This window comes from Micrococcus sp. iso_239 (assembly GCF_056173395.1).
Genome location: NZ_CM149672.1, coordinates 2,282,557 through 2,307,869 on the forward strand (window position 1 = coordinate 2,282,557; position 25,313 = coordinate 2,307,869).

Annotated in this window: 29 protein-coding genes and 2 pseudogenes; 19 read left to right on the forward strand and 12 right to left on the reverse strand. The window is 71.4% G+C overall.

What is annotated here, in order from left to right:
* Window position 1 precedes the first annotated feature (1 nt).
* Window positions 2-883: a manganese catalase gene (locus tag AC0VX2_RS10620; RefSeq protein WP_119217726.1), complete on the reverse strand. Its 882-nt coding sequence runs from the start codon at window positions 881-883 to the stop codon at window positions 2-4.
* 429 nt (window positions 884-1,312) lie between these two features.
* Here AC0VX2_RS10620 and AC0VX2_RS10625 point away from each other — a divergent pair, with 429 nt between their 5' ends.
* The 3 genes from AC0VX2_RS10625 (at window position 1,313) to AC0VX2_RS10635 (ending at window position 4,897) form a co-directional block, all read left to right on the forward strand.
* Window positions 1,313-1,678: a hypothetical protein gene (locus tag AC0VX2_RS10625; protein WP_221844790.1), complete on the forward strand. Its 366-nt coding sequence runs from the start codon at window positions 1,313-1,315 to the stop codon at window positions 1,676-1,678.
* Between the two features lie 414 nt (window positions 1,679-2,092).
* Window positions 2,093-3,397, forward strand: coding sequence for an MFS transporter (locus AC0VX2_RS10630; RefSeq protein ID WP_251393499.1), 1,305 nt, complete (start codon window positions 2,093-2,095; stop codon window positions 3,395-3,397).
* A 429-nt stretch (window positions 3,398-3,826) separates the two neighbouring features.
* Window positions 3,827-4,897, forward strand: a complete 1,071-nt coding sequence (locus AC0VX2_RS10635; protein WP_135101532.1) for a GNAT family N-acetyltransferase — start codon at window positions 3,827-3,829, stop codon at window positions 4,895-4,897.
* 24 nt (window positions 4,898-4,921) lie between these two features.
* Here AC0VX2_RS10635 and AC0VX2_RS10640 read toward each other — a convergent pair whose 3' ends face one another.
* Window positions 4,922-5,797 (reverse strand): ArgP/LysG family DNA-binding transcriptional regulator, encoded by an 876-nt coding sequence (locus AC0VX2_RS10640; protein ID WP_036381376.1) that lies wholly within the window; start codon window positions 5,795-5,797, stop codon window positions 4,922-4,924.
* A gap of 71 nt (window positions 5,798-5,868) precedes the next feature.
* Between AC0VX2_RS10640 and lysE the strand changes: the two genes are divergently transcribed.
* Window positions 5,869-6,483, forward strand: a complete 615-nt coding sequence (lysE, locus tag AC0VX2_RS10645; protein WP_101963159.1) for an L-lysine exporter — start codon at window positions 5,869-5,871, stop codon at window positions 6,481-6,483.
* A 15-nt stretch (window positions 6,484-6,498) separates the two neighbouring features.
* Here the strand turns inward: lysE and AC0VX2_RS10650 are convergent, their stop codons facing one another.
* The 4 genes from AC0VX2_RS10650 to AC0VX2_RS10665 are packed head-to-tail and all read right to left on the reverse strand — an operon-like array spanning window position 6,499 to window position 11,231.
* The gene (locus tag AC0VX2_RS10650; RefSeq protein WP_127435211.1) at window positions 6,499-7,530 is read right to left on the reverse strand and encodes a methionine synthase; all 1,032 of its coding nucleotides are present in this window, start codon (window positions 7,528-7,530) and stop codon (window positions 6,499-6,501) included.
* On the reverse strand, window positions 7,527-8,573 hold the full coding sequence (locus tag AC0VX2_RS10655) for a putative oxygenase MesX (protein ID WP_127435210.1): 1,047 nt from the start codon (window positions 8,571-8,573) through the stop codon (window positions 7,527-7,529). The genes AC0VX2_RS10650 and AC0VX2_RS10655 overlap by 4 nt, the downstream gene beginning before the upstream one ends.
* A complete protein-coding gene (locus AC0VX2_RS10660; protein ID WP_136940253.1) occupies window positions 8,570-9,880 on the reverse strand; it encodes a cystathionine gamma-synthase in 1,311 nt (436 codons plus the stop codon). Before AC0VX2_RS10660 ends, AC0VX2_RS10655 begins: the two co-directional genes overlap by 4 nt.
* A gap of 1 nt (window position 9,881) precedes the next feature.
* Window positions 9,882-11,231, reverse strand: coding sequence for an O-acetylhomoserine aminocarboxypropyltransferase/cysteine synthase family protein (locus AC0VX2_RS10665; RefSeq protein ID WP_144819249.1), 1,350 nt, complete (start codon window positions 11,229-11,231; stop codon window positions 9,882-9,884).
* 295 nt (window positions 11,232-11,526) lie between these two features.
* On the opposite strand from AC0VX2_RS10665, the gene AC0VX2_RS10670 reads away from it, so the two are divergent.
* Window positions 11,527-12,255: a class I SAM-dependent methyltransferase gene (locus AC0VX2_RS10670; protein ID WP_136940251.1), complete on the forward strand. Its 729-nt coding sequence runs from the start codon at window positions 11,527-11,529 to the stop codon at window positions 12,253-12,255.
* A 232-nt stretch (window positions 12,256-12,487) separates the two neighbouring features.
* Here AC0VX2_RS10670 and AC0VX2_RS10675 read toward each other — a convergent pair whose 3' ends face one another.
* Entirely contained in the window at window positions 12,488-13,495 is a 1,008-nt protein-coding gene (locus AC0VX2_RS10675) for an IS481 family transposase (protein ID WP_475432586.1), read from the reverse strand.
* Between the two features lie 480 nt (window positions 13,496-13,975).
* Here AC0VX2_RS10675 and AC0VX2_RS10680 point away from each other — a divergent pair, with 480 nt between their 5' ends.
* The 9 genes and pseudogenes from AC0VX2_RS10680 (at window position 13,976) to AC0VX2_RS10720 (ending at window position 19,495) form a co-directional block, all read left to right on the forward strand.
* On the forward strand, window positions 13,976-14,983 hold the full coding sequence (locus tag AC0VX2_RS10680) for an IS481 family transposase (RefSeq protein WP_043279157.1): 1,008 nt from the start codon (window positions 13,976-13,978) through the stop codon (window positions 14,981-14,983).
* A 608-nt stretch (window positions 14,984-15,591) separates the two neighbouring features.
* The gene (locus AC0VX2_RS10685; RefSeq protein ID WP_221844953.1) at window positions 15,592-16,437 is read left to right on the forward strand and encodes a TIR domain-containing protein; all 846 of its coding nucleotides are present in this window, start codon (window positions 15,592-15,594) and stop codon (window positions 16,435-16,437) included.
* A gap of 213 nt (window positions 16,438-16,650) precedes the next feature.
* Window positions 16,651-16,938 carry a hypothetical protein gene (locus tag AC0VX2_RS10690; RefSeq protein ID WP_240756446.1) on the forward strand — a complete coding sequence of 96 codons (288 nt, stop codon included), beginning with the start codon at window positions 16,651-16,653 and terminating at the stop codon, window positions 16,936-16,938.
* A 45-nt stretch (window positions 16,939-16,983) separates the two neighbouring features.
* Window positions 16,984-17,397 (forward strand): VOC family protein, encoded by a 414-nt coding sequence (locus AC0VX2_RS10695; protein ID WP_136940229.1) that lies wholly within the window; start codon window positions 16,984-16,986, stop codon window positions 17,395-17,397.
* Window positions 17,398-17,444: 47 nt separating this feature from the next.
* Window positions 17,445-17,579, forward strand: a pseudogene (locus tag AC0VX2_RS10700) (GNAT family N-acetyltransferase); the annotation flags it as partial.
* A gap of 286 nt (window positions 17,580-17,865) precedes the next feature.
* On the forward strand, window positions 17,866-18,027 hold the full coding sequence (locus tag AC0VX2_RS10705; RefSeq protein ID WP_153239435.1) for a hypothetical protein: 162 nt from the start codon (window positions 17,866-17,868) through the stop codon (window positions 18,025-18,027).
* A gap of 121 nt (window positions 18,028-18,148) precedes the next feature.
* Window positions 18,149-18,328: a hypothetical protein gene (locus AC0VX2_RS10710; RefSeq protein WP_158184041.1), complete on the forward strand. Its 180-nt coding sequence runs from the start codon at window positions 18,149-18,151 to the stop codon at window positions 18,326-18,328.
* 61 nt (window positions 18,329-18,389) lie between these two features.
* On the forward strand, window positions 18,390-18,962 hold the full coding sequence (locus AC0VX2_RS10715) for a DUF2812 domain-containing protein (RefSeq protein WP_167754990.1): 573 nt from the start codon (window positions 18,390-18,392) through the stop codon (window positions 18,960-18,962).
* Window positions 18,959-19,495, forward strand: a complete 537-nt coding sequence (locus tag AC0VX2_RS10720; protein ID WP_136940230.1) for a hypothetical protein — start codon at window positions 18,959-18,961, stop codon at window positions 19,493-19,495. The genes AC0VX2_RS10715 and AC0VX2_RS10720 overlap by 4 nt, the downstream gene beginning before the upstream one ends.
* A 52-nt stretch (window positions 19,496-19,547) precedes the next feature.
* Here the strand turns inward: AC0VX2_RS10720 and AC0VX2_RS10725 are convergent, their stop codons facing one another.
* The 3 genes from AC0VX2_RS10725 to AC0VX2_RS10735 form a co-directional block, all read right to left on the reverse strand.
* Entirely contained in the window at window positions 19,548-20,063 is a 516-nt protein-coding gene (locus AC0VX2_RS10725; protein WP_049145708.1) for a GNAT family N-acetyltransferase, read from the reverse strand.
* Between the two features lie 140 nt (window positions 20,064-20,203).
* Entirely contained in the window at window positions 20,204-20,644 is a 441-nt protein-coding gene (locus AC0VX2_RS10730; RefSeq protein WP_010080019.1) for a hypothetical protein, read from the reverse strand.
* Window positions 20,645-20,768: 124 nt separating this feature from the next.
* Window positions 20,769-21,338, reverse strand: coding sequence for a P-loop NTPase family protein (locus tag AC0VX2_RS10735; RefSeq protein ID WP_049145716.1), 570 nt, complete (start codon window positions 21,336-21,338; stop codon window positions 20,769-20,771).
* A 98-nt stretch (window positions 21,339-21,436) separates the two neighbouring features.
* Here AC0VX2_RS10735 and AC0VX2_RS10740 point away from each other — a divergent pair, with 98 nt between their 5' ends.
* From AC0VX2_RS10740 to AC0VX2_RS10750, 3 genes and pseudogenes are all read left to right on the forward strand, one after another.
* A complete protein-coding gene (locus AC0VX2_RS10740) occupies window positions 21,437-22,015 on the forward strand; it encodes a hypothetical protein (protein ID WP_475432587.1) in 579 nt (192 codons plus the stop codon).
* A pseudogene (locus tag AC0VX2_RS10745) lies at window positions 22,012-22,443 on the forward strand (class I SAM-dependent methyltransferase); the annotation flags it as partial. The gene AC0VX2_RS10740 and the pseudogene AC0VX2_RS10745, both read left to right, overlap by 4 nt.
* Before the next feature lie 146 nt (window positions 22,444-22,589).
* Complete coding sequence (locus tag AC0VX2_RS10750; RefSeq protein WP_240756450.1) at window positions 22,590-22,784, forward strand: hypothetical protein; 195 nt, start codon at window positions 22,590-22,592, stop codon at window positions 22,782-22,784.
* A 31-nt stretch (window positions 22,785-22,815) separates the two neighbouring features.
* Here the strand turns inward: AC0VX2_RS10750 and AC0VX2_RS10755 are convergent, their stop codons facing one another.
* Entirely contained in the window at window positions 22,816-23,280 is a 465-nt protein-coding gene (locus AC0VX2_RS10755; RefSeq protein ID WP_136940231.1) for an NUDIX hydrolase, read from the reverse strand.
* A gap of 99 nt (window positions 23,281-23,379) precedes the next feature.
* Here AC0VX2_RS10755 and AC0VX2_RS10760 point away from each other — a divergent pair, with 99 nt between their 5' ends.
* Both AC0VX2_RS10760 and AC0VX2_RS10765 read left to right on the forward strand, forming a co-directional pair.
* Window positions 23,380-23,916 carry a DUF2243 domain-containing protein gene (locus AC0VX2_RS10760; protein ID WP_010080014.1) on the forward strand — a complete coding sequence of 179 codons (537 nt, stop codon included), beginning with the start codon at window positions 23,380-23,382 and terminating at the stop codon, window positions 23,914-23,916.
* The gene (locus AC0VX2_RS10765; protein ID WP_010080013.1) at window positions 23,909-24,742 is read left to right on the forward strand and encodes a cytochrome c oxidase assembly protein; all 834 of its coding nucleotides are present in this window, start codon (window positions 23,909-23,911) and stop codon (window positions 24,740-24,742) included. The genes AC0VX2_RS10760 and AC0VX2_RS10765 overlap by 8 nt, the downstream gene beginning before the upstream one ends.
* Window positions 24,743-24,839: 97 nt before the next feature.
* Here AC0VX2_RS10765 and AC0VX2_RS10770 read toward each other — a convergent pair whose 3' ends face one another.
* Entirely contained in the window at window positions 24,840-25,271 is a 432-nt protein-coding gene (locus AC0VX2_RS10770; protein ID WP_098094163.1) for a MarR family winged helix-turn-helix transcriptional regulator, read from the reverse strand.
* Window positions 25,272-25,313: the final 42 nt, after the last annotated feature.

Consider the following 25,313-nt stretch of genomic DNA (forward strand, 5'->3'; position numbering starts at 1 on the left):
GTCACTCGCGGTGCAGCTTGTCCTGCACCGTGCCCGCCAGCTTCTCGAGGCGGTTGGGCACCTCCGTGGTCCCGTAGAAACGGGAGTCCGGGTGGGTGGGCGGGGGCATGGGGACCCCCGCCGGCGGCTCGGACGAGTAGGAGAACTCGCCCTTGCCGTCCGGGGTGGGGCCTGCAGCCCACGAACCCTCCGCAGTGGCCTGACCGTCAGAGAACTCATAGTGCGTGTACGAGTGCTCCGTGGCCTCCTTCTTCTGCGGGAAGTTGCTCGGCACCGGCATCTCCTCCAGGCCGTCTTCCTGCAGCTCCTTCACAGCCGCCGCCCACTGGTTCTGGTGCATCGTGTCCCGGGCCAGAAGGAAGGAGAGCAGCTCCCGGATGCCCGGGTCATCGGTCATGTGATAGAGCCGGGCCACCTGGGTGCGGCCCTGCATCTCGGCGTTGAGGTTGGCGGTCATGTCCGCCAACAGGTTGCCGCTGGCGGTGACGTAGGCCGCCGTCCACGGATTCCCCATGCTGTCCACGGGGCGAGCACCGGCACCGGCCACGATGGCCTGCTGCAGGTCGGTGCCCCCGATGACGGCGGCCACGGCCGGGTCATCCTGGATGGCGTCGGTGGTGATCCCCACCGGGGCCTTCTCCAGCAGCTGGGCCACCATGGTGGCGAGCATCTCGACGTGTCCGAACTCCTCGGCCGCCGTGCTGAAGAGCAGGTCCCGGTACTTGCCCGGAATGTGGGCGTTCCATGCCTGGAAGCTGTACTGCATGGCCACGGTGATCTCGCCGTACTGCCCGCCGATCACCTCCTGCAGCTTGCGGGCGTAGACCGCGTCAGGCTTCTCAGGACTGGAGACGTGCTGAAGCTTCTGCTTGTGGATGTACAAGGAGGACTCCCCTCGATCATGTCGGATGCGTGGAGGCCCGAGGGGCCGCCGCGCCGAACAGCATCGACGCTACGCGGGTCTGACCGACCCGCGTAGAGCTGACCCACGCCAGAACTGCGTCGGTCACCACCCGGGCCATGGACGCCAGCCCCACTCGGGGGTGAGCGCTTTCGCCATCCTCCGCCTGCGGATGCGGCGGGTAGGTGACTCCCAGCGGCACGCGGTTTAAACGGTCGTTTGTGGCACGCGCCCCAGATGTCTCCGGCAGTCTCCCCACGTCGCCTTCCAGGCGGTGTGACTGGCGCCGATGAATGTCCGGTATCTCGCAGAGATCGCGGTCCGGCATAGCCTCAGCTGGAGAAGTTGGGGCGGGTGAGTTGTTGCCCTCCGCCCTGGTGTCGGAACCGCATCATGCCGGATCGTGGGCGCATGAGAGTGACAGTCCGTGGAAACCGCTTGGCAAGCCTAGGGGCTCGAATCACTGTCGACGTCTCTGAGGTTCCGACGCCAGAGGTGCGGATTCACGCGCCGTTCTACAGGCGAGCGATTCCCGTCTCGGAGATCTCCGACATCACTTCAGCCAGTGATGACGGCATGAACCACGGACTCCTCAACTGGTTCGTCACGGGCCGCGCTTCAGCCCCCGACGGGATCCGCATCAACAACGGCGGTCGGGCCCGCGTCACGATCCGGACCCGTGACGGGTCGCTCTTCAACGTCGTAGTGGACGATCACGACCAGGCGAGCCGCCTGGTTGAGGATGTCCGGTCGCTCAAAGCACGCTCATCCGGCTAAATCGGTCGTTTGTGGCGGTCCTTGATCGCGCCACAACTCTGGCCAGCGCAGAGCCGGGCCAGTCCAGCCCGGCTCGACCGATCGGGCTGGCCTGCCCGCCGTGGCCGCTTCCTTCCTCTTGGCTTGTCGAGCACGATCATCCGCCAGCTTGCCCGTCAGGAACGTCGCCCCTCCCGCGATCAAAGCGCCCAGCACCACGCCTCCGAGTCCAATCCACGCGTCCATGAGGCTAAGTGTGGAGGAGCCCTTCCCGCCCCGCGGCCTCCTACCCCCAGCGACGCCAGGGCGGAACCCGGTCAAACGTCCTTTCCACCCCGGACAGCACCAGGCTGCTTCGACCTTCCGCCGGCAACTGACACGCCCAAGCTCACCCGCCTCACGTGATCCACCTCACCTCTAGGGGATACTCCCGTGGTGAGCTCACCCCTGACCGACGACACGACCGCGCCCGAGAACGCGGCGCCCGCGAAGAGGCTCGGGCGCGCCCGCTGGCTCGTCGCATCCAACGCGCTCGACGCTGGCGGCCGCTCGGCCACCGACGTGGCCATCGACGTGCTCGCCGTCCTCGTCCTCGGGGTCGGCGCAGCCCAGATGGGCGTACTCATGACCCTCTCGGGGCTGGGCTTCCTGCTCCTCGGGGTCCCTATCGGCATCCTCGTGGACCGACACCTCGGCCCCCGCCTACTCGTGGCGACCGGCCTGGCCAAAGCGGCCCTGCTGGGCACCCTCGTGCTCGCCTGGGCCTTGGACGCGCTCACCTTCGCCCACCTCGCCGCGGTCATGGCCCTGCTCGGGGTGCTCACGGTCCTGGCCGAGACCACCCAGGCCACCCTGGTGCCCCGCGTGGTCGCCCCGGACACGGTCAGCCGACTGGCCGCCAGGCTCGAGTCCGCCGACGCGGCTCTGGGCCTGATCGTCCCGGCCGCAGCCGGCCTGCTCGTCGCCGCCCTCGGGGCCGGGCCCGTGCTGGGGATCGCGGCCGCCTTCCTGGCCGCCGCCGCGCTCGTCGCATTGAAAGTGCGCATGAACCCCGCCCCCGTCACTGAAGACACGCGGGACGAGGAGACTCCCGCCGCCGCTGTAGTCCTCACCCGCTGGTCACGGTTCTGGAGCGAGGCCGCCCACGGGTGGACCACCCTGCGACGCACCCCCGTGCTGTGGCTGCTCACCCTGAACTCCATGGCCGGCAACATCGGCATGGCCCTGTTCGCCCCCATCGAGGCCGTGTGGGTGCTCACCGACCTGCAGCTCGGTCCCGAGTTCGTCGGCTTCCAGCTCACCGCCGGAGCCCTCGGCGCCCTGACCGTATCCGCCCTCGCCCCCCGTGCCATCGACACCCTGGGCGAGAAGGGATGCATCCTGGCCGGCGCCGCCGGCTGCGCCGCCGCCGTCGCACTCCACCTGGCCGCGTTCTTCGACCGCGCCCACGCCGGACCCCTGCTGCTGGCCGGCGCCGCCCTGTGGGGGTTCATGGTCGTGCTGGGCAATATCACCAGCGGCGCGATCTTCGCCCGCTCCTGCCCCGAGGGCACCCTGGGCAGGGTCACCGCGATGCGTCGCACCCTCACCCGCGGCTCCGTGCCCCTTGCCACGCTGGCCGGCGGCGCGCTCGGCGCGGCCTTCGGCCCGGGATGGGTACTGGCCGGGTGGCAGGCGATGGCCCTGCTCTCCCTCGCCTTCTCCATCGCCACCACCCGTCTCGCGCGCCGCCCCCAGTAACCCACCCACGGGCACAATCGGTCGTTTGTGGCGAGGGGTCCCGCCATGCGTCGTGTGCGCCACCTCCGGCCCTGTCCGCCCGCCCGCCGCACGGCTCGCCACAACCAACCCGCTAGAGCGGCAACCGCCCCTACGTTTCGGGCGATCCCTGGGCCCGCGGGGGCGCCCACCTGGACACCCAGTGTCACCCGGACCGGATCCCGCCCGATATGCGAAGAGTTCCCCGCGCGTCAGGTGAAATCCGCGCTGCATCTCGACGACAAAGGCCCTTGCCCACCGATCCGCGTCGTGACACAGTTCACCCCATGATGCAGCAGCAGTGACCCCGTGGGCCCGACGACCCACCACCGGCCTCCCGGCGCGCCCGTCTCGAGCACGGCTCGACGGGTGCCTCTGCGCCCACCCCTTTCTTCAGAAAGCAGTCACCGCATGCCTGACATCATCGAATTCCCCCTGCCCGCCTCGTCGGACGACCCCCACTGGCGGGCCTACTGCCGCCTCGGAGACGAGTACAACCACGAGCTGATCGGCACGACCGAGTGGGACGAGACCCCCACGGACGCGCTCATCCAGGCCGCCGCCGAGACCGACCACACGCAGCGCCGCTACCTGGCGTACATCGACGGCGAGGCGGTCGGCTACGCCCGCGTCCTGATCAACCACGTCGACGACCCTGACGCGGCCGCCCTCAACGTCTACGTCCACCCGCGGCACCGCGGACGCGGCCACGGCCGCGTACTGGCCGAGCGGCTCGTCCAGGACACCGCCGGCCTCACCCGTTTCGAGACCTGGCCGCTGACGCCGCGGCCGGTGGCCGGGAAACGGACGCTCACCCCGCCCAACGGCGCCGGCGCGGTGTCCGCCGAGCATCCGGGTGTGCGTCTCGCCCAGTCCTACGGCTTCGCGCTCGTCCAGATCGAGCGGGTGAGCCGGTATGACTTCGCCGATCCGGGGATCGACCCCGCCGTCGCCCTGGCCGAGGCCGAACGCGTCTCGTCGGACTACGAGCTCCACGCCTGGGAGGGCGCGGCCGACGCGTCCCTGCAGGACGACCTTGCCGTCCTCAAGGCCCGCATGGCCACGGACGTGCCCTCCGGGGAACGCACCGTGGTGGAGCAGGTGTGGGACGCGGCCCGCGTGCGTCGCATGGACGAGCAGATCCTCACGACCGGGCGCCTCTTCCGCGCGGTGGCGCGGCACCGCGCCACCGGTCGGATCGTCGCCCTGAGCGAGCTGGTGGCGCCCCGCTCGCGCCCGGACGGGCTCATCGACCAGTGGGACACCATCGTGCTGCCCGAGCACCGCGGCCACCGCCTCGGCATGCGCGTGAAGGCGGCGAACCTCATCGCCGTGCGCGACGCGCTGCCCGGGGCCCGCGCGATCATCACGTGGAACGCCGAGGAGAACCGGCACATGCTCGACGTCAACGAGGCGCTGGGCTTCCGGCCCGTGCTGGCCGAGGCGTCCATGGAAGCGCCGGCACCGCTGCGACGTCGCTGACGGCCCGCGACCCGCGGCGCCGCCTCACCCCCGCTCGAGCGTCCGCTGGGCCGCCTCCCGCACCGCCCGCGTGAGCCGCACCAGGCGCGTCACGGGCAGTGTGGCCGCCTGCCAGTACAGGGGCACGAGGACGTCGTCGAGCCCGGGCACGCGGACCAGCCGGCCGGCGCGCACGTCCTCGACGGCCTGGGCGTCCACGAGCATCCCCCACCCCAGGCCGGCCCGGACGGACCGGTGGAACCCGTCGAACGACGGCGCCAGGTGCGTGGGCGGGGCGACGTCCAGCCCGGCGCCGCTCAGCGCGAGGCGCTGCAGGTCGTCCTTCGCGTTGTAGCGCATCATGGGCATCGCGCCGAGGTCGACGACGTCGCCCGCCGCGTGCCGGGCGAGCAGGGCGGGCGAGGCGAGCGGGACGTAGCGCATGCTCCCCAGCGGCTCCGCCGCACACCCCTGCACCGGCTGCGGCTCCGTGGTGACGGCGGCCAGCACCTCGCCCCGGCGCAGCAGCCGGGCGCTGTGGTCCTGGTCCTCGACGTGCAGGTCCAGGACCGTGTCGTCCCAGTCGGCGGCCTCGGCCAGGACGGGCCCGAACCACGTGCCCAGCACGTCGGCGGGCACGGCCAGGGAGGTGACGCTGCGCCCGGCCGCCGTGCGGCCCAGCCCGGCCCACGCCTCCTGTTCGAGCACCCGCATGTGCCGGGCCACGCGCACCAGGCCGACGCCGGCCTCGGTCGGCTCGCAGGGTGTGCCGCGCCGGAGCAGCACCTGGCCCACCTCCCGCTCCAGGGCGCGGATGCGCTGGCTGACCGCGGAGGCGCTGACGCCGAGCTCGTACGCGGCCGCTTCGAACGAGCCCTCGTCGGCGATCGCACGCAGCGCCTGCAGCTGATCCAGGTTCATGAAGCAGAGCTGAGGCACCTGCAGTTCTCTTCGTTTGGCTCAGGCCCGGCCGGGCTCTAGCGTCCTCACCCATGTGGACCCTCGCCGGCACCGGCCTGCTCACCGGGCTCGCCCTCATCGTCGCCATCGGCGCCCAGAACGCCTTCGTGCTCCGCCAGGGCGTGCGCCGGGAGCATGTGGGCGCCGTCGTGCTGGTGTGCATGGCCTCGGACGCCGTGCTGATCCTGGCCGGAACCGCCGGGGTGGGCGCGCTCGTGCAGGCCGTGCCGTGGCTGCTCGAGGTGCTGCGCTGGGGCGGCGCCCTGTACCTGCTCTGGTTCGCGGTCTCCTCCCTGCGTGCCGCCCTGCGCCCGCAGGGGCTCGTCGCCGAGCAGGCGCCGCGCACCGCGGGTTCGGTCATCGCCACCACGCTCGCGCTGACCTGGCTCAACCCGCACGTCTACCTGGACACCGTGGTGCTGCTGGGCAGCCTCGCCAACCAGCACGGTCCCGACGCGCGGTGGGTCTTCGCCGCCGGCGCCGTCGCCGCCTCGGTGCTGTGGTTCACCGGGCTGGGCTACGGTGCGCGCCTGTTGGCCCGGGTGCTCGCCGACCCGAAGGCGTGGCGCGTGGTGGACGTGGTGATCGCGGTGGTCATGGCGGTGCTCGCGGTCCGGCTCATCGCCGGGTCCGGCGTGTGGGGGTGAGCCGACACCGCCCCCTCACTCCCCGCCCAGCTCCTCCCGGAGGATCCGCGCGCCGGCCACGAGCGCGGCGGTCTTGTCCCGCGCCACGGAGCGAGCCAGCGGCGCCATGCCGCAGTTGGTGCTCGCGATCAGCTTGTCCGCGTCCACGAACTCGAGGGTCTCCCGGAGGGTCGCCGCGACCTCCTCGGGCGTCTCGATCTCGTCGCTCGCCACGTCGATCGCGCCGACCATCACCTTCTTGCCGCGCAGCAGGCCGATGAGCTCCGCCGGCACCCGGGAGTGGTGCCGCTCCAGGGCGATCGTGTCGATCGTGGACTCGCGCAACAGCGGGAACGACGTCTCGTACTGGCGCCACTCCTCCCCGAGCGTGGCCTTCCAGTCGTTGTTCGCCTTGATCCCGTAGCCGTAACAGATGTGCACGGCCGTCTCACACGTCAGGCCCTCGGCCGCACGTTCGAGCGTCGCCACGCCCCAGTCGCGGACGTCGTCGAAGAACACGTTGAACGCGGGCTCGTCGAACTGCACGACGTCGACGCCCACCGCCGCCAGCTCCCGCGCCTCCTCGTTGAGGATGCGCGCGAACTCCCACGCGAGCTTCTCGCGGCTGCCGTAGTGGCGGTCGGCGAGGGTGTCGATCATGGTCATCGGCCCGGGCAGGGTCCACTTGATGGGCCGGTCCGTCCGCGCGCGCAGGGCCTTCGCGTCGTCCACGAACACCGGCGCCGGCCGGCCCACCTCCCCGACGACGGTCGGCACGCTCGCGTCGTACCGGTCGCGGATCCGCACCGTCTCGCGCCGGTCGAAGTCCACACCGCCGAGGTGCTCGATGAACGTGGTGACGAAGTGCTGGCGGGTCTGCTCGCCGTCGCAGACGATGTCGATGCCCGCACGCTCCTGATCGGCCACGGCGAGGGCGAGCGCGTCGAGCTTGCCCTCGCGCAGCTGCTCCCCCTCGAGCTTCCAGGGCGACCAGAGCGTCTCCTCCTCGGCGAGCCAGCCGGGCTTCGGCAGGCTGCCGACGAGGGTGGTGGGGATCAGGGTGGTCATCGGGTCTCCTCGGTGTCTCGTGCGGCGTGGGCGGCGGCCCAGCGCTCCAGCAGGTCGCGGTGCGGGCCCACGAAGTGCGCCTGCGTGTACTCCCCCTGCTCCCGGCCGAGGCGGGCCCGCTCCTCGCGGTCGTAGGCGATCCGGGTCTGCGAGAAGTCGCCGTGGTCCAGACGCGGCCGGTAGACCTCGCCGGCCCCGGCGTTCGCGTTGTAGATCTCCGGCCGGTAGATCCGCTGGAAGGTCTCCATGGTGGCGATCAGCCCGGCCAGGGAGAGGTTCGCGTGGTCGTTGAGCAGGTCTCCCCGCGAGTAGAACGCCAGCGGCGCCACGGCCCCGCGCGGCAGGAAGCACCGGATCCCCAGGCCCATCCGGCCGAAGTAGCGGTCCGTGCGGGAGGGCTCGTCCTGGCGGTACTCGACCCCGAGCACCGGGTGCTCGTTCGTCAGCCGCCGGTAGGTGCGGCTCGTGGACACGCTGATGCAGATCACGGGCGGCTGCGGGAACCGCTCCCGGTACGCCTGCGAGTCGAGCAGGTGCTGGAACAGCCGCCCGTGCAGGTCGCCGAAGCCGTCGGGCTCCTCGGTCCCCGGCGACGTCGCCGCGTGCGCGGGCAGCACCACGGAGAAGTCGTGGTCGCGGACGTAGGAGGAGAAGTTGTTCCCCACACTGCGGCCGAGCACAGCGCCCGTCGCACGCTCGACCACCCGCACGTCGAGCATCTCCATGAGCGGGAAGTCGACATCCGCGCCGTCGTCGGCGGTGAAGTGCACGTCGATCGAGACGATCTCGATCCGTGCCGTGTAGCGGTCCCGCTCCGGGTTGTCCCAGGGGGCGAGGTCGTTGAGGCGCCCGTCGATCATGGCCAGGGCGGCGCGCAGGTTCTCCCGCCGGTCCGCACCGCGGGCGAGGTTCGCGAAGTTCGTGGTGGCGCGCGTGCTGGCGGCGGGCGTGTAGTCCTCGTCGAACGGCGTGGTGTGGATGCTGAACGTCAGGTCGTCCACGCGGGTGGGCGCGGTGCTCGGGACAAGGGTGGCGTGGCTCATCGGGTCCTCTCCGGGGTGCGGGCGTGGGTGGTGCGGTGGTGGGCGGGGGCGGGACGGGGCACCGCGGACGACGACGGCGCCCCGCGGCCGGCGGCGACGCGTGCGGCGCACTCGAGGCCGGCCTCGAGGTCCGCCTGCAGGTCGGCCACGTCCTCGATGCCGACGGAGAGCCGGACCAGGTCCGTGGGGACGGCCAGGGGCGTGCCCCGCACGGAGGCGTGGGTCATCTCGGAGGAGTAGCAGAGCAGCGATTCGACCCCGCCGAGGCTGACCGAGAGCGCGAACAGCTCGGTGGCCTCGGCGAACGCGCGGGCCGCGGCCTCTCCCCCAGCCAACCGGATGGAAACGATCCCGCCGAAGCCGTCCATCTGCCGCGCGGCGAGTGCATGGCCCGGGTGGTCGGGCAGCCCGGGGTAGAAGACCTGGGCGACCTCGGGGCGGCCCTGCAGCCAGCCCGCGAGCGCGGCGGCGTTGGCGCCGTGCCGGTCCATGCGCAGGCCGAGCGTCTTGAGGCCGCGGGCGGCGAGGTAGGAGTCCTGCGGGCCGGCGACCGCGCCGGCGGCGAACTGCTGGTAGGCCACCGCCTCGGCCAGCGCCCGGCCGCGGAACTCGCGGTCGGCCACCACCACGGCGCCGCCGAGCACGTCCGAGTGCCCGCCGATGTACTTGGTGGTGGAGTGCACCACGACGTCCGCGCCGAGGTCGAGGGGCCGCTGGAGGTAGGGCGAGGCGAACGTGTTGTCCACGACCAGCAGCGCGCCGGCGTCGTGGGCGATCTGCGCCCAGGCGGCCAGGTCCGCGATGCCGAGCAGCGGGTTGGAGGGCGTCTCCACCCACAGTAGCGCGGTGCGGCCGGGGCGGACGGCCGCGGCGACCGCCGTCGGGTCGGTGATGTCCACGGGGGTGTTGGACACGCCCCACGGCTCGAGGACGGTGGTGATGAGGCGGTGGGTGCCGCCGTAGCCGTCGCCGCCCAGCACGATGTGGTCGCCGGGGCGCAGCACGGCCCGCAGGAGGGCGTCCTCGGCGGCGAGCCCGGAGGCGAACGCGAACGCCCGGTCGCCGTGCTCGAGGGCGGCGAGCTGGGTCTCGAAGCCGTTCCGGGTCGGGTTGGAGCCGCGGCTGTACTCATGCCCGGCGCGCAGCACGTTGATGCCGTCCTGCACGAAGGTGCTGGTCTGGTAGATCGGCGGCACCACGGCGCCGGTCAGCGGGTCGGGCTCCTGGCCGGCGTGCACGGCGGTGGTGGTGAAGCCGCGGACGGTGGGACGGGAGACGGAGCGGGTGGTGTGGTGGACGGCGGTCATCTCAGCGCACCTCCTGGGTGACGGCGGCGGTCTCGGGGACGGCGGGCGTGGTGGCGGGGACGGCCGGCCCGGCGGCGGTCACCACGGCCAGGGCATGGTCCAGGTCCGCGATCAGGTCGTCGGGACACTCCAGCCCGATGGAGAGCCGGACGGTGGTCTCGGCGATCCCGGCGGCCTCGCGCTGCTGCCGCGTCAGGCGACAGTGCGTCATGGTCGCCGGGTGGGAGACGAGGGACCGGGCGTCGCCGACGTTGACCACCAGCTGAAACAGCTCGAGCGCGTCGAGGAACGGGGCCACGGCCTCGGGGCCGCAGGCCAGGTCGAAGGAGAACACCGAGCCGACGCCGTCCGGGAAGTCGCGGGCGGCCAGCGCCGCGCTGGGATGCCCGGCCACACCGGGGTGGTGCACCCGCGCGACCGCGGGGTGCCCGGCCAGGTGTTGGGCCACGGCCAGCGCGGTGGCGGTGTGGCGGGCCACGCGCAGGTCGAGCGTCTCGAGCCCCTGGATGAACTGCGCCGCGCTCGCGGGGGCGAGGGTGGGGCCGAGGTCGTGCAGGAACTTGCTGCGGGCCAGCGTCAGGTAGGCGCCACGGCCGTGCCGCTCGACCAGCGTCTGCCCGCCGTAGCGGGCCTTGGGCCGGGCCAGCTGCGGCCACCGGTCCGGCGCCGCGCCGTAGTCGAACGTGCCGCCGTCCACGATCGCGCCGCCGAGCACCGCGCCGTGTCCGCCGAGGAACTTGGTGGCCGAGTGCACGACGACGTCGGCGCCGTGCTCCAGCGGCCGGTAGAGGGCCGGCGTCGCGAGGGTGCTGTCCACCACCACCGGCACACCGGCCGCGTGGGCGAGGTCCGCGAGCGCGGGCAGGTCCGGGAGGGTGGCGAGCGGGTTGGTGATGGCCTCGAGGAAGAACGCGCGGGTGTCGGGCCGGACCGCGGCGGCCCACGCGGGCGGGTCCGCCGGGTCCGCGAAGGTGACCTCGATGCCGAAGTCCGCGAACGTGTCCGTCAGCAGGTCGACGGTGCCCCCGTACAGCTGGCTGGAGGCGACCAGGTGCTTGCCGCCCTGCAGCAGCGCCAGCAGGGACAGCGCGACGGCGGCCTGGCCGGTGGCCGTGGCGATCGCTCCGATGCCGCCCTCCAGCGCGGCGAGGCGGTTCTCGAACACCGCGACGGTCGGGTTGCCCGTGCGGCTGTAGGTGAAGCCGGGGGTCTCGAGCCGGAACATCGATGCCGCCGTGGCGTGGTCCGGGAAACGGAACGCCGTGGTCTGGTGGATGGGCGGGACGACCGGCCGGTGGGGCGCGGCGGGCTCGTAGCCGGCGTGGACTTGCTGTGTGGCATGACGGGGCATCTGCTCTCCTCCATCGGTCCTGGCGGTAGCACCGGGCCTGCCGTTCCCGGGGGTCCGGGTCCGGCGGGCGGGTTGCTGCGGCGTCGTCGAGCCAGATCTCTCAGCCGCTCTGGATGGGTGGTGAGCCCATCCCACGCGGTGGGCCGCCGAGAGTCCAGCGGGCGGCCGGCTCGCGCGTCATATGAGCCGCCCCCGCGCCATCCAGGACCGGCCGGAGCCTCTCCGGGGCGCGGCGGGCCGAGGCGGACCCGTGTGACGGACCGGCGTGGAGGGGGGGTGTGTCAGACTCCCGGGCATGACGCAGAGCACACCGGGCGGACCGGCCACGGGCCTGCCCGACTTCCGCCCCTCGGGCAACCAGGGCGTGGACCCGGCGCTGTACGAGATAGAGAACGCGGCCATGGACCGTGAGGGCGCCCTCTGGGCGGCGCTGCAGGAGGCGGCGCCTTGGGCCGGGCGGACGTTGCTCGACCTCGGTGCGGGCACCGGCTTCTGGCTGCCCCGCTACGCCGACGCGGCCGAGACGATCGCCGTCGAGCCGGACGTGCGCCTGCTGGGGGCCGCTCGCGCCCGCCCCGGCGGGGCGCGCGTGCTGTACGGCTCGGCCGAGCAGATCCCGCTGCCGGAGGCGAGCGTCGACGTCGTGCATGCCCGGTTCGCGTACTTCTTCCCGCACCCGCGCTGGGACGTCCGACCCGTCCTGGACGAGGTCACCCGGGTGCTGCGGCCCGGCGGCGCGCTCGTGGTGATCGACAACGACACCGAGCGCGGCCAGTTCGCCGAGCTGCTGCGGGCGAGCACGAACGCCGCGGCGCAGGGCCAGGACACGTACGCCCGCGAGTGGTGGGCCGGCGTCGGGGCCGAGACCCGTGAGGTCATGAGCTCGTGGACCTTCGACTCCCGCGCCGACCTCGAGGCCGTCCTGCGGCTGGAGTTCGAGCGAGGGGTCGCCGACGCGTGGCTCGCCGAGCACCCCGCAGCGACGTCACTGAGCTACGGCTACCTGCTCCACGTGTGGCGGTGAGCACGGACCCGCGTCGTCAGACGCCTGCCCCCCGCGGCTCTGACACTGGGACGCCCCCGCCGCCGGAAGGACGGGCGCGGTGGATCCGCCCGTCGGTAACACGGCATTCGGTCACGGGCCTCTGCTCGTTGCCAAGCGCCGTACTGCCTTTCTGGCTGCAGTTGCCCCCGCGAGGCTCCCGGAACTAGATAATGGCGGCCCTTCTGCTTCTGGTACTACTCGTATAGCTCGTCTAGGTGTAGGAGGGCATGACGTTGTTGACTCGGGCCGGGGCCAACGAGGCCGGAGGAGCGTCTCCGCAGGAGGTATGAGGCCGATGGTAGTTGTAGTGGTTCACCCACACCTGCAGGGCCTCACGCCGAGCTTGCTCTGAGGTGTAGGGGCGGGCGTAGAGGACCTCATCGACCATCAGCCGGTTGTAGCGTTCGACCTTCCCGTTATGGCGCGGGGTGTAGGGGCGGATCCGGTGGTGCCGGCCCCCGAGCGAGACCACCTTGGCGGTGAAGTCCGCAGCCCGGTAGTTGTTTCCGTTGTCCGTGATCACCCGGTCCACGGTGATGCCGTGGGCGGCGAAGAACGCCCGCGCCCGGCAGTAGAAGCTCACGGTCGTGGCCGCCCGCTCGTCCTCCAACGCCTCGGTGTAGGCCAGCCGGGTGAACCCGTCGATCGCCGAGTGCAGGTAGGTGTAGCCAACCCGCCGGCCAGGCCCGCGCTTGGAAGCACGGCCTGCTTCACTTTCACGTCCGTGGGTGCGCCAGCCGCCCCCGTCTGGGATCTTCCCGATCTTCTTCACATCCAGGTGCACCATGTGCCCCGGCCCTCTCGCGGTGATCTTCTGTGGTCGTTGGCGCAGGTCTTCTCCGGCCGGGGTCAGGTCCCGTAGGCGGGAGATCCCGAGTCGGTGCAGCCACCGTCCCACGGTACGAAGACACACCCGGTGGCCCTCGGAGACGAGGTGGTGATGGATGCGCCGTGCGGACCACTTGCGCTCCCGCCGCAGGGCGTGGATCTGGGCGACCAGGACCGGATCGAGCTGGGCAGGTGAACGGTGCGGCCGGCTGGGCAGGTCCTGAAGGCCGGCCTCGCCCTCGGCGCGGTAGCGGGCCACCCAGGTGGCCACCGTGGGCCGGCTCACCCGGAACTCGGCGGCCACGTGCGCCTGCGGGATCCCGTCGTGCAGGTGGCGGTGGACCATCCTGAGACGGCCGGTCGGGGTCAGGGGTGCGTTAGCGTGAGTCATGAGTGGGTCTTTTCGGGCAGGTGGGTTGTTGAGGAACTTCCATCCTGCGGGAGAGGCCCACTCGTCTCATCTCAGCCCGTACCCCGTGGCAAGAACCTCATGACCCACAACATCTAGGCCGGTGTTCATCCGGTCCACATCAAAACTAGCCGCCCCGCTGCGGTCGCGGCCCAGCTACGAGCCCTAACTGCACCCTCTCCAGACTCGGCGATGCCATTCCGGCGGTTGACACTCAGTCTTAAGATAGCCAGACTCGCCATGCGTCAACTGGCCTGTGACAGGCTGCGCGTATCCCTAAACTCAGCGCACTTGTTTCTTAGCGTCGTGTCCGCCCAGATCCTCGTGAGATCAACGAACAGCGACCTAGCTGTTGTGGGTCATGAGGTTCTTGACATGGGTACCGGGCTGAGATGAGACGAGTGGGCCTCTCCCGCAGGATGGAAGTTCCTACACCACCGACCTGCCAGAAGAGACCCGCTCATGACTCACGCTAACGCACCCCTGACTCCCACCGGCCGTCTCAGGATGGTCCACCGCCACCTGCACGACGGGATCCCGCAGGCGCACGTGGCCGCCGAGTTCCGGGTGAGCCGGCCCACGGTGGCCACTTGGGTCGCCCGCTACCGCGCCCAGGGAGAAGCCGGCCTTCAGGACCTGCCCAGCCGGCCGCACCGTTCACCTGCCCAGCTCGATCCGGTCTTGGTCGCCCAGATCCACGCCCTGCGGCGGGAGCGCAAGTGGTCCGCACGGCGCATCCATCACTACCTCGTCTCCGAGGGCCACCGGGTGTGTCTTCGTACCGTGGGACGGTGGCTGCACCGACTCGGGATCTCCCGCCTACGGGACCTGACCCCGGCCGGAGAAGACCTGCGCCAACGACCCCAGAAGATCACCGCGAGAGGGCCGGGGCACATGGTGCACCTGGACGTGAAGAAGATCGGGAAGATCCCAGACGGGGGCGGCTGGCGCACCCACGGACGTGAAAGTGAAGCAGGCCGTGCTTCCAAGCGCGGGCCTGGCCGGCGGGTCGGGTACACCTATCTGCACTCGGCGATCGACGGGTTCACCCGGCTGGCCTACACCGAGGCGTTGGAGGACGAGCGGGCGGCCACGACCGTGAGCTTCTACTGCCGGGCGAGGGCGTTCTTCGCCGCCCACGGCATCACCGTGGACCGGGTGATCACGGACAACGGAAACAACTACCGGGCTGCGGACTTCACCGCCAAGGTGGTCTCGCTCGGGGGCCGGCACCACCGGATCCGCCCCTACACCCCGCGCCATAACGGGAAGGTGGAGAGGTACAACCGGCTGATGGTCGATGAGGTCCTCTACGCCCGCCCGTATACCTCAGAGACAGCTCGGCGTGAGGCGCTGGCCGTGTGGGTGAACCACTACAACTACCATCGGCCTCATACCTCCTGCGGGAACGCCCCGCCGGCCTCGTTGGCACCGGCCCGAGTCAACAACGTCATGCCCTCCTACACCTAGCATTGTCACGGGAGCGACGATGTTGTTCTGGCGCCGGTGCCACGGTCGCAGAGGACGGCCCCGCAGGTGGACACACCACAAGACAGTACGAAGATCGGTTGCCGATAGGGCAATCGGGCCGGGCATGAGCCTGCCGTTCATGGGCCCTCTGGGGCACGCGCCAGGTCTGATAATGGTCCCCACGGCCGGCCTGAGACGGCGCAGAGACAACCACAACGAGAACGTCGCGCCCCTGCACACCTACTCAGTCACCCGTGTGCTGTGCGACACTAAAGACATGACTGATCTCGATTTGGCAAAATGACTGATCTCGATTTGGCAAAGCTGAAGCGGCTGCGTGCCGCTGTTAGTAACACCCTGGCTTGCGTTCCTGAGAAGTCCGCGCATGGATTACCTCCCACTTATAACACATTACGCACTCAAGTCATCAGCGCTGTTCCTGCGGGCCTTCGCTCGGAAGTTGAGAGTCTCGCACCGGAGGTCAAGGGAAGCGCCAGGGGCCCCCAAGGAGTCATCGAGAAAGCCCAGGATGGAGCGAACGCATATGCCCGACTCGCGGCCCTCAAGGGGTGGCTTGACGCTGTAATTGAGAGCGTGTAGTAGCAATCATGAACAAGGTTGAGTTGGTGCGCCCCGTCAATGAGGCTCGTGCCGCTATCGAGAGGGCGCGAGCCGAGGGCGTCAGCCTACTGGAAGACAAGCCTGCCGATAGCTCGGAGATACAAGAATTCAGAGCGAGGTACCTCTCATGGGAAGGAAAGACTTCAGCTATCTTGGAGAATTTTTTCCACGTCTCCGGATTCATGACTACCAGCCCGAAAGCAGAGTTCTCCGGGACGGCGGTTACTTTACTAGATCTTAAAATATCGTCCACCACAATACCCTGGGGTCGACTTCCTGAGGTCCTTACGGACATTCAAGAAAAGTTGCGGGTGCTTGATGCGATACTTGACCGCCTTGAGGTATATCAAAATGGACATGGGGAAACTAGACTCTCTCGCCTCGATCTTGATGCCCCAATCTTCCTAGTCCATGGCCATGACCTGGGGCGGCGCGAGGTTGTTCGTCGCTTCCTGACCACGGTCACTGATCGCGACGTTGTCGTGCTGGCAGATCAGCCCAACCGCGGCCAGGACCTCCTCGGTAAACTGCTCGAACATGCACAGAAGGCCGCATTTGCTGTAGTCCTCCTTACGCCTGACGACGAAGGCGGAAAGATTGGCTCCGGGGAACGGTCTTCCCGAGCTCGACAGAACGTGGTCTTCGAACTGGGGATGTTTGTAGGGATCCTTGGTCGAGACCGCGTAGCAGCTTTGAATGAGCCGTCCATTGAGATTCCCACCGACTTTTCTGGGGTCGCTTATATTGGAATTGAAGGAGAGTCTTGGCAGATCGAACTGGCTCGTGAACTGAAGGCAGCGGGAATCGATGTGTTTCTTGACAGGGCCCTATAGCGGACGCGCCGCTGCGAGCCTATCCTGACCGTTTATTCTATCTATTTTATTTACCTAGCTGGCTGCATCTCCCCCGAATTCAATTGAGGGTGGAGTCAGTCCGGATTGAAATATGTGCCCCGCGTCTACTCTTGCTCGGTCGAGCGTAAGGACTTGCGCCCTGTGGTGCCGCGTCGCGAAGTACTTCGCCGGCGGGACTCCTCAGGCCATTGGGTGCCCGGCGCCGCCCTCTGGGGGTTCATGGTCCTGCTCGGGAACATCACCCAGGCCGCCGTGACCACCCGCGCCTGCCCCGAGGGCACGCTCGGGCGGGTCACCGCGATGCGCCGCACCCTCACCCGGGGCTGCGTGCCGCTGGCGAGCCTCGCGGGAGGTGCGCTCGGGGCGACGCTCGGGGTCGGCTGGGCGCTCGCGGGGTGGCAGGTCCTGGCGGTGGTCTCGCTGGCCGCCGTCGTGCCGGCCGCGCGGTGGGTGGACGCGGGGCGCGACGACGTCGGCTGAGGCCGAGACGCTGACGCGGACACCGAGGTCGCTTAATGTGTGGCCATGGTCACCCGTCCCGTGCTCCAGCAGCCGGTGGTCGACGCCGTCGACATCCGTTCCGTCGCGGAGTTCTACCGCGAGGTCCTCGGCCTCCACTACCGCGCGGGCGACGAGCTCGCGGACGGCCGCGAGCCGGACAGCGCGGACTGGCTCGTGCTGCTGGACGACGACGGCCGCCGCGTCCTGACATTCCAGCGCACCGAGGAACTGAAGCCCAGCACGTGGCCGTCACCCGAGGTGCCGATGCAGCTGCACCTGGATTTCATCGTGCCGGACCGCGATTCCCTCGACGCGGCCCACGACCAGGCGCTGCGCCTGGGCGGGCGTCTCGTCCTGGACCGCTCCGACGACGAGGACGAGCCCCTGTACGTGTTCGCGGACCCGGCCGGCCACCCCTTCTGCGTCTTCGTGGGGTGAGCGCGGCAGACCGCGGCACGGCTCAGTGCCGTCGGTAAGGTCGTCGGGTGATCCCGCAACCCACCGATCGACTCACGTTCCGGTGCATGACCGACGCTGACCTCGACGACATGTGCCGGCTCCTCGGAGACGCGGAGGTCATGCGCTACTACCCGCGAGCCAAGTCGCGCAACGAGGTGCAGCGGTGGACCCGACCCGGACGCGGCCGATCCGATGGGCCCGATGCCCCACGACCCCTCCTGGGCCGGCGGCGGGGACGACTCCCTGCTCCAGCGCGCCGCCGAGACCGCCCGCGACCTGCTGCCCGGCAAGGACTGACCCGGGGGCCTCCGGCAGGAGGGCCAGGGGTGGGCGTGTCGGCCTGACCCTTGGTTGACTTGCGACGACGTCGGCCCACCCCACCCCGGGCGCCGTCGGACAGGGGGCGCTCACCCGGCGCCCCTCCCACCACGCCTGAGGAGGGCACCCATGGCTGATCAGCAGATCCCCGAGACGAAGAACTCCGACGCCCCCGGCGACCAGGACCAGGCCGCGCAGCAGGCGCCCGCCGAGGTCGACGGCCTCGCGGCCAAGGCCGAGCAGTCCGAGAAGGAGACCGAGGAGAACGACGAGGGCGGCTACGGCCACTGACCGACCACCTCGTCCCACCGACGACGCCCCGGGTGCCGCGCGCATCCGGGGCGTCGTCGCGCCCGGGGGGGCGTCAAGGTCGGCATCCGATGCCCCATCCCCTTGCACCCACCGGCAGTCGATGACTGAGTGTCACTCAGAGATATATCCCTCAATGATTCTCGGGGAGTGGCGGGACCCCGATGATCCGCATCTCCACACCACGTTGAAGAAGCTCAGGGATGCCGGGTTCATCGAGGAGTTCGACGGCGACGACGCCCGACGCGTCCATCGCCTCACCCCCGGGGACGCGGCGTCCTGATGAGCGACATCGAGCGCCGGCGCGGAATCCTGGCGATGGCCGACCAGATCATGGAGACGACATGAGCACCACACGCATGAGCAGTGGGCCGGCCTTCACCCCGGAGAAGGACCTCGCGAGGTTCGAAGACACGGCCCGCCGCGGCCAGCGGCTGACCGGGTTCTCCCTGGCCGCCCACGGCTGGCGCTTCGAGGACGCCGAGCCCGAGGACGTCGTCTTCGACATGTCCTACGAGACCGACCCCGACGACCACCACTTCGATCTCTTCCGGGCCGCCGGCTGGACGCCCGCGCTCACCTACGGCCACATCCGCCTCCTCAAGGCCGCCCCCGGTACCACCCCCGTCCACACCGGCACGGAGTCACGACTCGAGGAGGCGCTCGGCAACCGCGCCCTGTTCCTGCGGTACACCGCAGTGACGATCGCCGCCGTGCTCCTGGTGGTGCTGGCGATGGCGGCCGCCGACTGGCCTCTTGCGGCGGTGCTCGCCACCGTCGCGGGCCTCTACGTCCTCTCCTTCACGGACCTCGAATGGCGAGGACTCATCGGCTGGGGGCTCTTGCTGCTGGGTCTGGCGTTCCACATCGTCCGGTTCGGGCTGAAGCCCCCGTCGGACCCGGACCGGCGCCGATGACCACCGCGCCGGCCGAGGCGGCGCGCACCGCCGTCGTCGAGCCGCCGCCCGGCTACGCGGTGCTGGGGTGGGCGTTGGTGTTCGTCACGGAGCTCCCCTTGGTCCTCTTGCTCGTGCTGGATCCGGCCCTACGGTCGGCGGGCATCCTCGTGATCGCCGCGGTGAGCCTCGGGCTGGTCGTGTGGCTGAGCCAGGTGGCGTTCCTGCGCGCCCGCATCGAGCTCGCGGCGGACCCCGCCGCCGGCGTACTCCGCCTCCGGGCCCCGCTGTACTCCCGTGAGCTGCCCCTGGACTCACTGGCCACGGTGGAGGTCCAGGACGACGTCGGGCCGGGCGGCGCCTACATCAACTGGCCAGTGACGGGGCGGGCCCGCTCCCGCCGCGGCGTGCGGCTGGACCTCGGCGGCCCCGCCGGGCTGGTCCTCGCCACCCACGACGGACAGCGGTTCACTGTGGTGACCCCGGATCCAGAGACGGCCGCGGAGCTGCAGGCGACGTCGGGCGGCGACGTCCGGAATCGACTGCAGAAGTGACCCCTCTGACGCCCGCTGACACCCCCAGAAGGGTCACTTCCGCAGTCGATTCTCAGGTGTGCGCGCGACGCCCGTCCGTCGCACCCGCCCCCGCCCGCCGCATCGGCACGTGCGGGATGCCGTCCTCGAGGAACTCCGGCCCGTCCGGCGCGTAGCCCCAGCGGGCGTACCAGTGCGCCAGGTGGGCCTGGGCGTCCAGCACGCTCGGCCGCCCGCCGATCCGGGCGACCGCCTCGTCCAGCAGCGCCCCGGCCAGGGCCCGGCCCCGCGCGTCGGGGTGGGTGACGACGCGGCCGATGCGGGCGACGTCGCCGTCGTCCAGCAGCCGCAGCGTGGCGACGGGCGTGCCCGCCTCGTCCTCGACCCACAGGTGGACGGTGGCCGGCTCGAGGTCGCGGCCGTCCAGGTCCAGGTAGGGGCAGTCCTGCTCGACGACGAACACCAGCGACCGCAGCTGCCAGAGGCGGTAGGCCGTCGTCCGGTCGAGCTCGTCGAAGCCCGCGGCATGGACGGCAGGGGCGGGGCCGGGTGTGGCGGCGGGCGGCGTGGGGGCGGGGCGCTCGGGCATGAGCCAATGGTGCCACGGGAGCGTCCGACGCCCGGCGCCCGACGTGCTCCTGAGTGCTCCGGCGTCGCCGAATCCACTGCGGAACTGACCCTTCTGGCGACCGCCACCGCCCTCAGAAGGGTCACTTCCGCAGCGGATTCTCAGCCGTCCTCGCGGCGCAACGGCACCGGGACCGGTTCGGGCTGAGGCTCCCCGGTGGTGGTGGCCGCGAGCACGCCGTGTGCCGCCGCGGTCAGCACGGCGGCGAAGAGTCCCACACCCAGCGCCGTGGCGGCCCCGTCCGCGAGCAGGGGGATCACCATGCCCGGCACGATCGCGACCCCCACCATCACCACCGCGAACCACGCCGTACTCCCCCGGCCGGCGTAGAACACCTGACGCCCCGCCTCCTCCTGGTCCACCCGGTGGTGCACGTCGCGCAGGGCGAGGGCCACGCCCAGGAGGCACGCCGTCAGCAGCCCGACCGCCCATCCCAGCCCCAGCTCGTGCCGCAGTCCGGACACGACGCCGGCGCATCCCACGAGCGCCGCCGCGACGGCGATCCGCACGTGCCAGACCTTCTCCCGCTCCATCCCGTCCATGGCCCCACCCTGTCAGAGCGCGGGACGAAGGGCGAGGCGGCCGCAGGACCTCCCCTTCTGCTCAGGACCGTGTCCTGAGGACGCGGTCCTGAGCACGACGTGAGGTCCGGAGGAGCAGCGTGCTTCAGGGAGCCTGCCGCCTGCCCTCCAGCCGGGCCAGCACCCACTCCCACTGCCGCGGCGTGCTCAGGCGCAGCACCGGCGCCCCCTCCGCCGCGGCCTCCCGCTCCCGGGCCCATGCCCGCTTGCGGTCGAACGTGGCGGCGTGCCAGCGCAGGATCGACTCCTCCCCGAGCACCCGACGCCAGGACTCGCGGTTGCCGTTGCACATCTCCCCCTGCCCCACCACCCGGCGGATCGTGCGCCGCACCAGGCGCGTGAAGGTCCGGGCCCGCGAGTAGTCCAGGGCGATGACGACGTCGGTCCGCTTCATGACCATCGGCCGGTAGAAGCCGTAGGCGGAGTCCAGCACCCAGGCCTCCCCCGCCGTGACCGAGTCCGCCAGGGCGGTCTGCTCGGCCTCCGGCCGCGGGACCCAGCCCGGCAGCCAGCCGAACTCCTCGTCCACGAGGGTGACCGGCAGGCCGAGCACAGCGCCGAGCCGCACGGCCGCGGTGGACTTCCCGGCCCCCGTGACCCCGTGGAACAGGACGCGGCGGGCCTGCCGCACGTGGTCGATCGAGGCGGAGGGCATGGGAGGAGGCTAACGGCCGTGACACGATGGCCCCGGTCGCACACAGCAGGAGGGAAACGATAACACAGGTGCACACAGGCAACGCTCACAGGCAGATCGTGGACGGCCAGCGCGTCCGCGGGATCAGCCGGGCGGGTCATCCGGTGGTCTTCGGCGGGCTGATCGGGGTGGTCGGCGGCATGGCCTTCCTGCTCGCCGGGATCGCCGGGTTGCCCGGCGACGCTCAGAGCATGCTCCGCAGTGCGGCGGTCGCCCTCGCCGTCTTCGCCCTCGCGGCGGTCCTGCTCCGCCGCCGGACCCTGCCCGCCCTGCCGCCCCCGGCGCCCGGGGCGCTGCGGGTGTACGGGGCCGCCGTCGTCGTGATGCTGCTGCTGTTCCCGGTGACCCGTCTGGTGGCCCGGGCCGCAGACGCGCCGACGGCGCAGATCGCCCTGGTGGCGGCCGTGGTGGGCGCGCACTTCCTGCCGTTCGCGCGCGCGTTCGGCGCGCCGGTGTTCCGGTGGATCGGCGGGTCGATGCTGGTCCTGGGCCTGGTCGGCGCCCTGGCGGCGATGCTCCGCGTGCCCGCCGCGGGACCGGCCGGGGCCGCGGCGGCCGGCGCGGCGATGCTGCTGATCGTGGCGGGGCAGGCCCTGCGGCAGGGGGCGCCCGCCCCGGGTGACAGACTGCGCGCATGACCGACGCCCCCTCCCGCGCCGAGGCCAACCGGCGCACCTACGACGACGCCCGCCTCGCCGCGATCTACGACGTGGACAACCCCGCGGGCGAGGACCACGCGTTCTTCCGCCGGGTCGCGGACGAGGTCTCGGCCGCGCGGGCCAGCACCCGCATCGTCGACCTCGGCTGCGGCACCGGCATCCTGACGGTGACGCTCGCGGGCCCGGGGCGGGACGTTGTCGGGATCGACCCGGCCGAGGCCATGCTCGCGGCGGCCCGCGCGCGCCCGGGCGGGGACGGCGTCGAGTGGCGACACGGGGATGCGGGGCTGATCGCGCCGGACTCCGCCGACCTGGTGGTGATGAGCGGCAACGTGGCCATGCACCTGGTCGACGACGACTGGCACGCGTCGCTGCGGCGCATCGGTGCGGGGCTCGTGCCCGGCGGCCGCCTGGTCTTCGAGACGCGCAACCCCGTCCGGCGCGCGTGGGAGGGCTGGCAGCAGGACCCCACGGAGCGCACGATGCCGGCCGGGCGGGTCCTCGAGTCGGAGCGCACCTCCGCCCCTGACCGGCACGGGGTGGGACGATGCGCGTGCGCACCGAGTTCCTCGACTCCGGGGAGGTGTCCGAGGTGGACCAGCACCTGCAGTTCCGCTCCGCGGAGCAGGTGCGCGCGGACCTGGCCGCAGCGGGGCTGCGGGTGGAACGGCTCTCCGGAGACTGGCACCGCACGGCCTTCGACCCCGCCGAGCACCCGCTCATGGTGGTGGAGGCGGTGCGGGACTGACCGGGCGGTGGACGGCGAGCCCCTATGCCCCTCAGTCCCCGAACCCGACCGCCGTGTCCGGGGTGAGGTCGCCGTCGCGCAGGCCCTCCAGCACGAGCCGCTCGTAGTCCGGAATCGGGCTCGGCAACGAATCCAGGGGGAACCACTCCAGGTGGGAGGCTTTGCCGGGCTCGCAGATCCGCGGCTCACCCGCCCAGGACCGGCAGGCCCAGAACCAGTCCACGCGCTGCTCGCGCGGGGTGTCCGTGCCGTCCGTGCGCTGCATGACGGTCAGCAGCTCGAGGGAAGCAGGCTCGATCTCGACGCCGAGCTCCTCCGCCGTCTCCCGGACCGCCCCCTGCCGGGCCGCCTCCCCCGGCTCCACGTGCCCGGCGGCGCCCGCCACCCAGAACCCGTCCATGTACCCGGTGTGATGCCGGCGCTGCAGCAGCACCTCCCGTCCCCGCAGCAAGAGGACGTAGGAGGAGGGCACGAGGGCGAAGGAGTGGGCGGCCATGGGCACCATCATCGCCTCACGGGACCGCCACTGCGGCCGGTGCGTGGATGACGCCCGTGACCTGGGCATTCGCTGGGAACTGCCGCTAGCGTGGGCGCCATGGCCTCCCCCTCCGTCACGGCTCGGCCCGTCGGCCGCCCCGCCCCCGACCTCCACCGCCGCCTGCTGCTGTCCGGGATCCTCTTCGGGGTGGGCGTGGCCGCCTTCGTCGACGAGGTCGTCCTGCACCAGCTCCTGCACTGGCACCACTTCTACGACCTGTCCACCGCGGCCGTCGGCCTGGTCTCCGACGGACTCTTCCACGCCTTCGGCTGGTTCGCCGCCGTGGCCGGGCTGTTCCTCTTCGCGGACGTGCGACGCCGCGGCGGCCCCGGCGTCGGCCGGTGGTGGCCGGCGGTGCTGATCGGCGCGGGCGCGTTCCAGGCGTGGGACGGCACCGTCCAGCACAAGCTCATGAGGATCCACCAGATCCGGTACGAGGTCATCCCCACGGAGCTGCAGGGCACCGGCCCGTACGCGCCCGTGGACGACATCCTCGTGTACGACCTCGTGTGGATGGCCATTGCGATCGCCTTCCTCGTGATCGGCACCCTGGCGTGGCGGCGCGGCTCCCGCCGGGCGGCCGCCCGTGCATGAGCACCCCGGCGGGATCGGGGCGGAGCTCGGCGCCCAGGCGGCGAGCGCCCCGTTCCCGCTGGCCGGCGTCGTCATCGGCGGCGGACTCCTGCTGTTCCTGGTCGCCTATGCGGCGCTGGTCCGCGCCGGACGACGCCGGGGCCGCGCCTGGTCCGACGCGCGCACCCTGAGCGCGGCCGCGGGGGTGGTGGCCGGCGTCGTGGCGGTGGGACCGCTGGGGGTGCTCGGCCACCACGACTTCACGGCCCACATGTGGGGGCACCTGCTGCTGGGCATGCTCGCCCCGCTGCTGCTGGTGCTGTCCGCGCCGGTGACCGTGGCCCTGCGGGGCCTGCCCGTGGCGTGGGCGCGGCGGCTGTCCCGGGTGCTGTCCACGCCGTACGTGCGGGTGGTCTCGCACCCGGTGGTGGCGGGGCTGCTGAACATCGGCGGGCTGTGGCTGCTCTACACCACACCCCTGCACGCCTGGATGCATGCCTCCGCGGTGGGGCATCTGCTGGTGCACGTGCACGTGCTGCTGGCCGGGTGGGTGTTCACCGCCGCGATCCTGCAGGTGGACCCGGCACCGCACCCGCACGGACACCCGCTGCGGGCAGGTGTGCTCGTGGCGTTCCTCGCGCTGCACGCGATCCTCTCCAAGCACGTCTACGCGCATCCGCCGGCGGGCGTGGGCGTGGCGGAGGCCCAGGCCGGCGCCCAGCTCATGTACTACGGCGGCGACTGGATCGACCTCGTGCTGATCGCCGTCTTCTGCCTGGACTGGTACCGCCGCACCGCGCCGGTGCGGTCGGGGCGGGGCGGTGTGGTGGCCCGGGCGGCGTCCTGAGAAGACCGCTCGATGTGCTCAGGACCGCGTCCTCATGACGCGGTCCTGAGCACAGCAGGCGGTCGCGGGGATCCTGCGCCCCCGCCCGCGCCCCGGCTCAGTCGAGTCCCGCGGCCAGCTCGTCCAGGAAGGCCTTGAGCTCCTCCCGCTGTCCGGCCGGCCCGGGGTAGAGGTCGGCCATGCGTGCGGGGATGTCGGCGGCGGCCTCGCGCAGGTCCCGGCCGGCGGGGGCGAGGGAGATGAGGCGACGCCGCTCGTCGTCGGCGCTGCGGGCACGGGTGAGCAGGCCGGCGTGGTCGAGGCGGCGCAGCAGCGGGGTGAGGGTGCCGCTGTCGAGTCCCAGGCGCGCGCCGATGTCGTTCACGCCCACCGGCCCGTCCTCCTGCCAGAGCACCAGCATCACGAGGTACTGGGGGTAGGTGAGGCCCAGCTCCTCGAGCAGGGGCCGGTAGGCGCGGGTCACCGCCCGGCTGGCGCGGTAGAGGGAGAAGCACAGCTGGCGGTCGAGGTCGAGGGGGGTGACGTCCACCCGGACAACCTACCCCGCAGACAACTGGATTGCACACAACCT

What these genes read in the sequence shown, in the direction of transcription:
- AC0VX2_RS10625 (WP_221844790.1), top strand. Translation starts at nt 1,313, where the DNA reads ATGAGAGTGACAGTCCGTGGAAACCGCTTGGCAAGCCTAGGGGCTCGA.
- AC0VX2_RS10635 (WP_135101532.1), top strand. Translation starts at nt 3,827, where the DNA reads ATGCCTGACATCATCGAATTCCCCCTGCCCGCCTCGTCGGACGACCCC.
- AC0VX2_RS10640 (WP_036381376.1), bottom strand. Translation starts at nt 5,797, where the DNA reads ATGAACCTGGATCAGCTGCAGGCGCTGCGTGCGATCGCCGACGAGGGC.
- lysE (WP_101963159.1), top strand. Translation starts at nt 5,869, where the DNA reads ATGTGGACCCTCGCCGGCACCGGCCTGCTCACCGGGCTCGCCCTCATC.
- AC0VX2_RS10650 (WP_127435211.1), bottom strand. Translation starts at nt 7,530, where the DNA reads ATGACCACCCTGATCCCCACCACCCTCGTCGGCAGCCTGCCGAAGCCC.
- AC0VX2_RS10655 (WP_127435210.1), bottom strand. Translation starts at nt 8,573, where the DNA reads ATGAGCCACGCCACCCTTGTCCCGAGCACCGCGCCCACCCGCGTGGAC.
- AC0VX2_RS10660 (WP_136940253.1), bottom strand. Translation starts at nt 9,880, where the DNA reads ATGACCGCCGTCCACCACACCACCCGCTCCGTCTCCCGTCCCACCGTC.
- AC0VX2_RS10665 (WP_144819249.1), bottom strand. Translation starts at nt 11,231, where the DNA reads ATGCCCCGTCATGCCACACAGCAAGTCCACGCCGGCTACGAGCCCGCC.
- AC0VX2_RS10670 (WP_136940251.1), top strand. Translation starts at nt 11,527, where the DNA reads ATGACGCAGAGCACACCGGGCGGACCGGCCACGGGCCTGCCCGACTTC.
- AC0VX2_RS10675 (WP_475432586.1), bottom strand. Translation starts at nt 13,495, where the DNA reads ATGACTCACGCTAACGCACCCCTGACCCCGACCGGCCGTCTCAGGATG.
- AC0VX2_RS10680 (WP_043279157.1), top strand. Translation starts at nt 13,976, where the DNA reads ATGACTCACGCTAACGCACCCCTGACTCCCACCGGCCGTCTCAGGATG.
- AC0VX2_RS10685 (WP_221844953.1), top strand. Translation starts at nt 15,592, where the DNA reads ATGAACAAGGTTGAGTTGGTGCGCCCCGTCAATGAGGCTCGTGCCGCT.
- AC0VX2_RS10695 (WP_136940229.1), top strand. Translation starts at nt 16,984, where the DNA reads ATGGTCACCCGTCCCGTGCTCCAGCAGCCGGTGGTCGACGCCGTCGAC.
- AC0VX2_RS10705 (WP_153239435.1), top strand. Translation starts at nt 17,866, where the DNA reads ATGGCTGATCAGCAGATCCCCGAGACGAAGAACTCCGACGCCCCCGGC.
- AC0VX2_RS10710 (WP_158184041.1), top strand. Translation starts at nt 18,149, where the DNA reads ATGACTGAGTGTCACTCAGAGATATATCCCTCAATGATTCTCGGGGAG.
- AC0VX2_RS10715 (WP_167754990.1), top strand. Translation starts at nt 18,390, where the DNA reads ATGAGCACCACACGCATGAGCAGTGGGCCGGCCTTCACCCCGGAGAAG.
- AC0VX2_RS10720 (WP_136940230.1), top strand. Translation starts at nt 18,959, where the DNA reads ATGACCACCGCGCCGGCCGAGGCGGCGCGCACCGCCGTCGTCGAGCCG.
- AC0VX2_RS10725 (WP_049145708.1), bottom strand. Translation starts at nt 20,063, where the DNA reads ATGCCCGAGCGCCCCGCCCCCACGCCGCCCGCCGCCACACCCGGCCCC.
- AC0VX2_RS10730 (WP_010080019.1), bottom strand. Translation starts at nt 20,644, where the DNA reads ATGGACGGGATGGAGCGGGAGAAGGTCTGGCACGTGCGGATCGCCGTC.
- AC0VX2_RS10735 (WP_049145716.1), bottom strand. Translation starts at nt 21,338, where the DNA reads ATGCCCTCCGCCTCGATCGACCACGTGCGGCAGGCCCGCCGCGTCCTG.
- AC0VX2_RS10755 (WP_136940231.1), bottom strand. Translation starts at nt 23,280, where the DNA reads ATGGCCGCCCACTCCTTCGCCCTCGTGCCCTCCTCCTACGTCCTCTTG.
- AC0VX2_RS10760 (WP_010080014.1), top strand. Translation starts at nt 23,380, where the DNA reads ATGGCCTCCCCCTCCGTCACGGCTCGGCCCGTCGGCCGCCCCGCCCCC.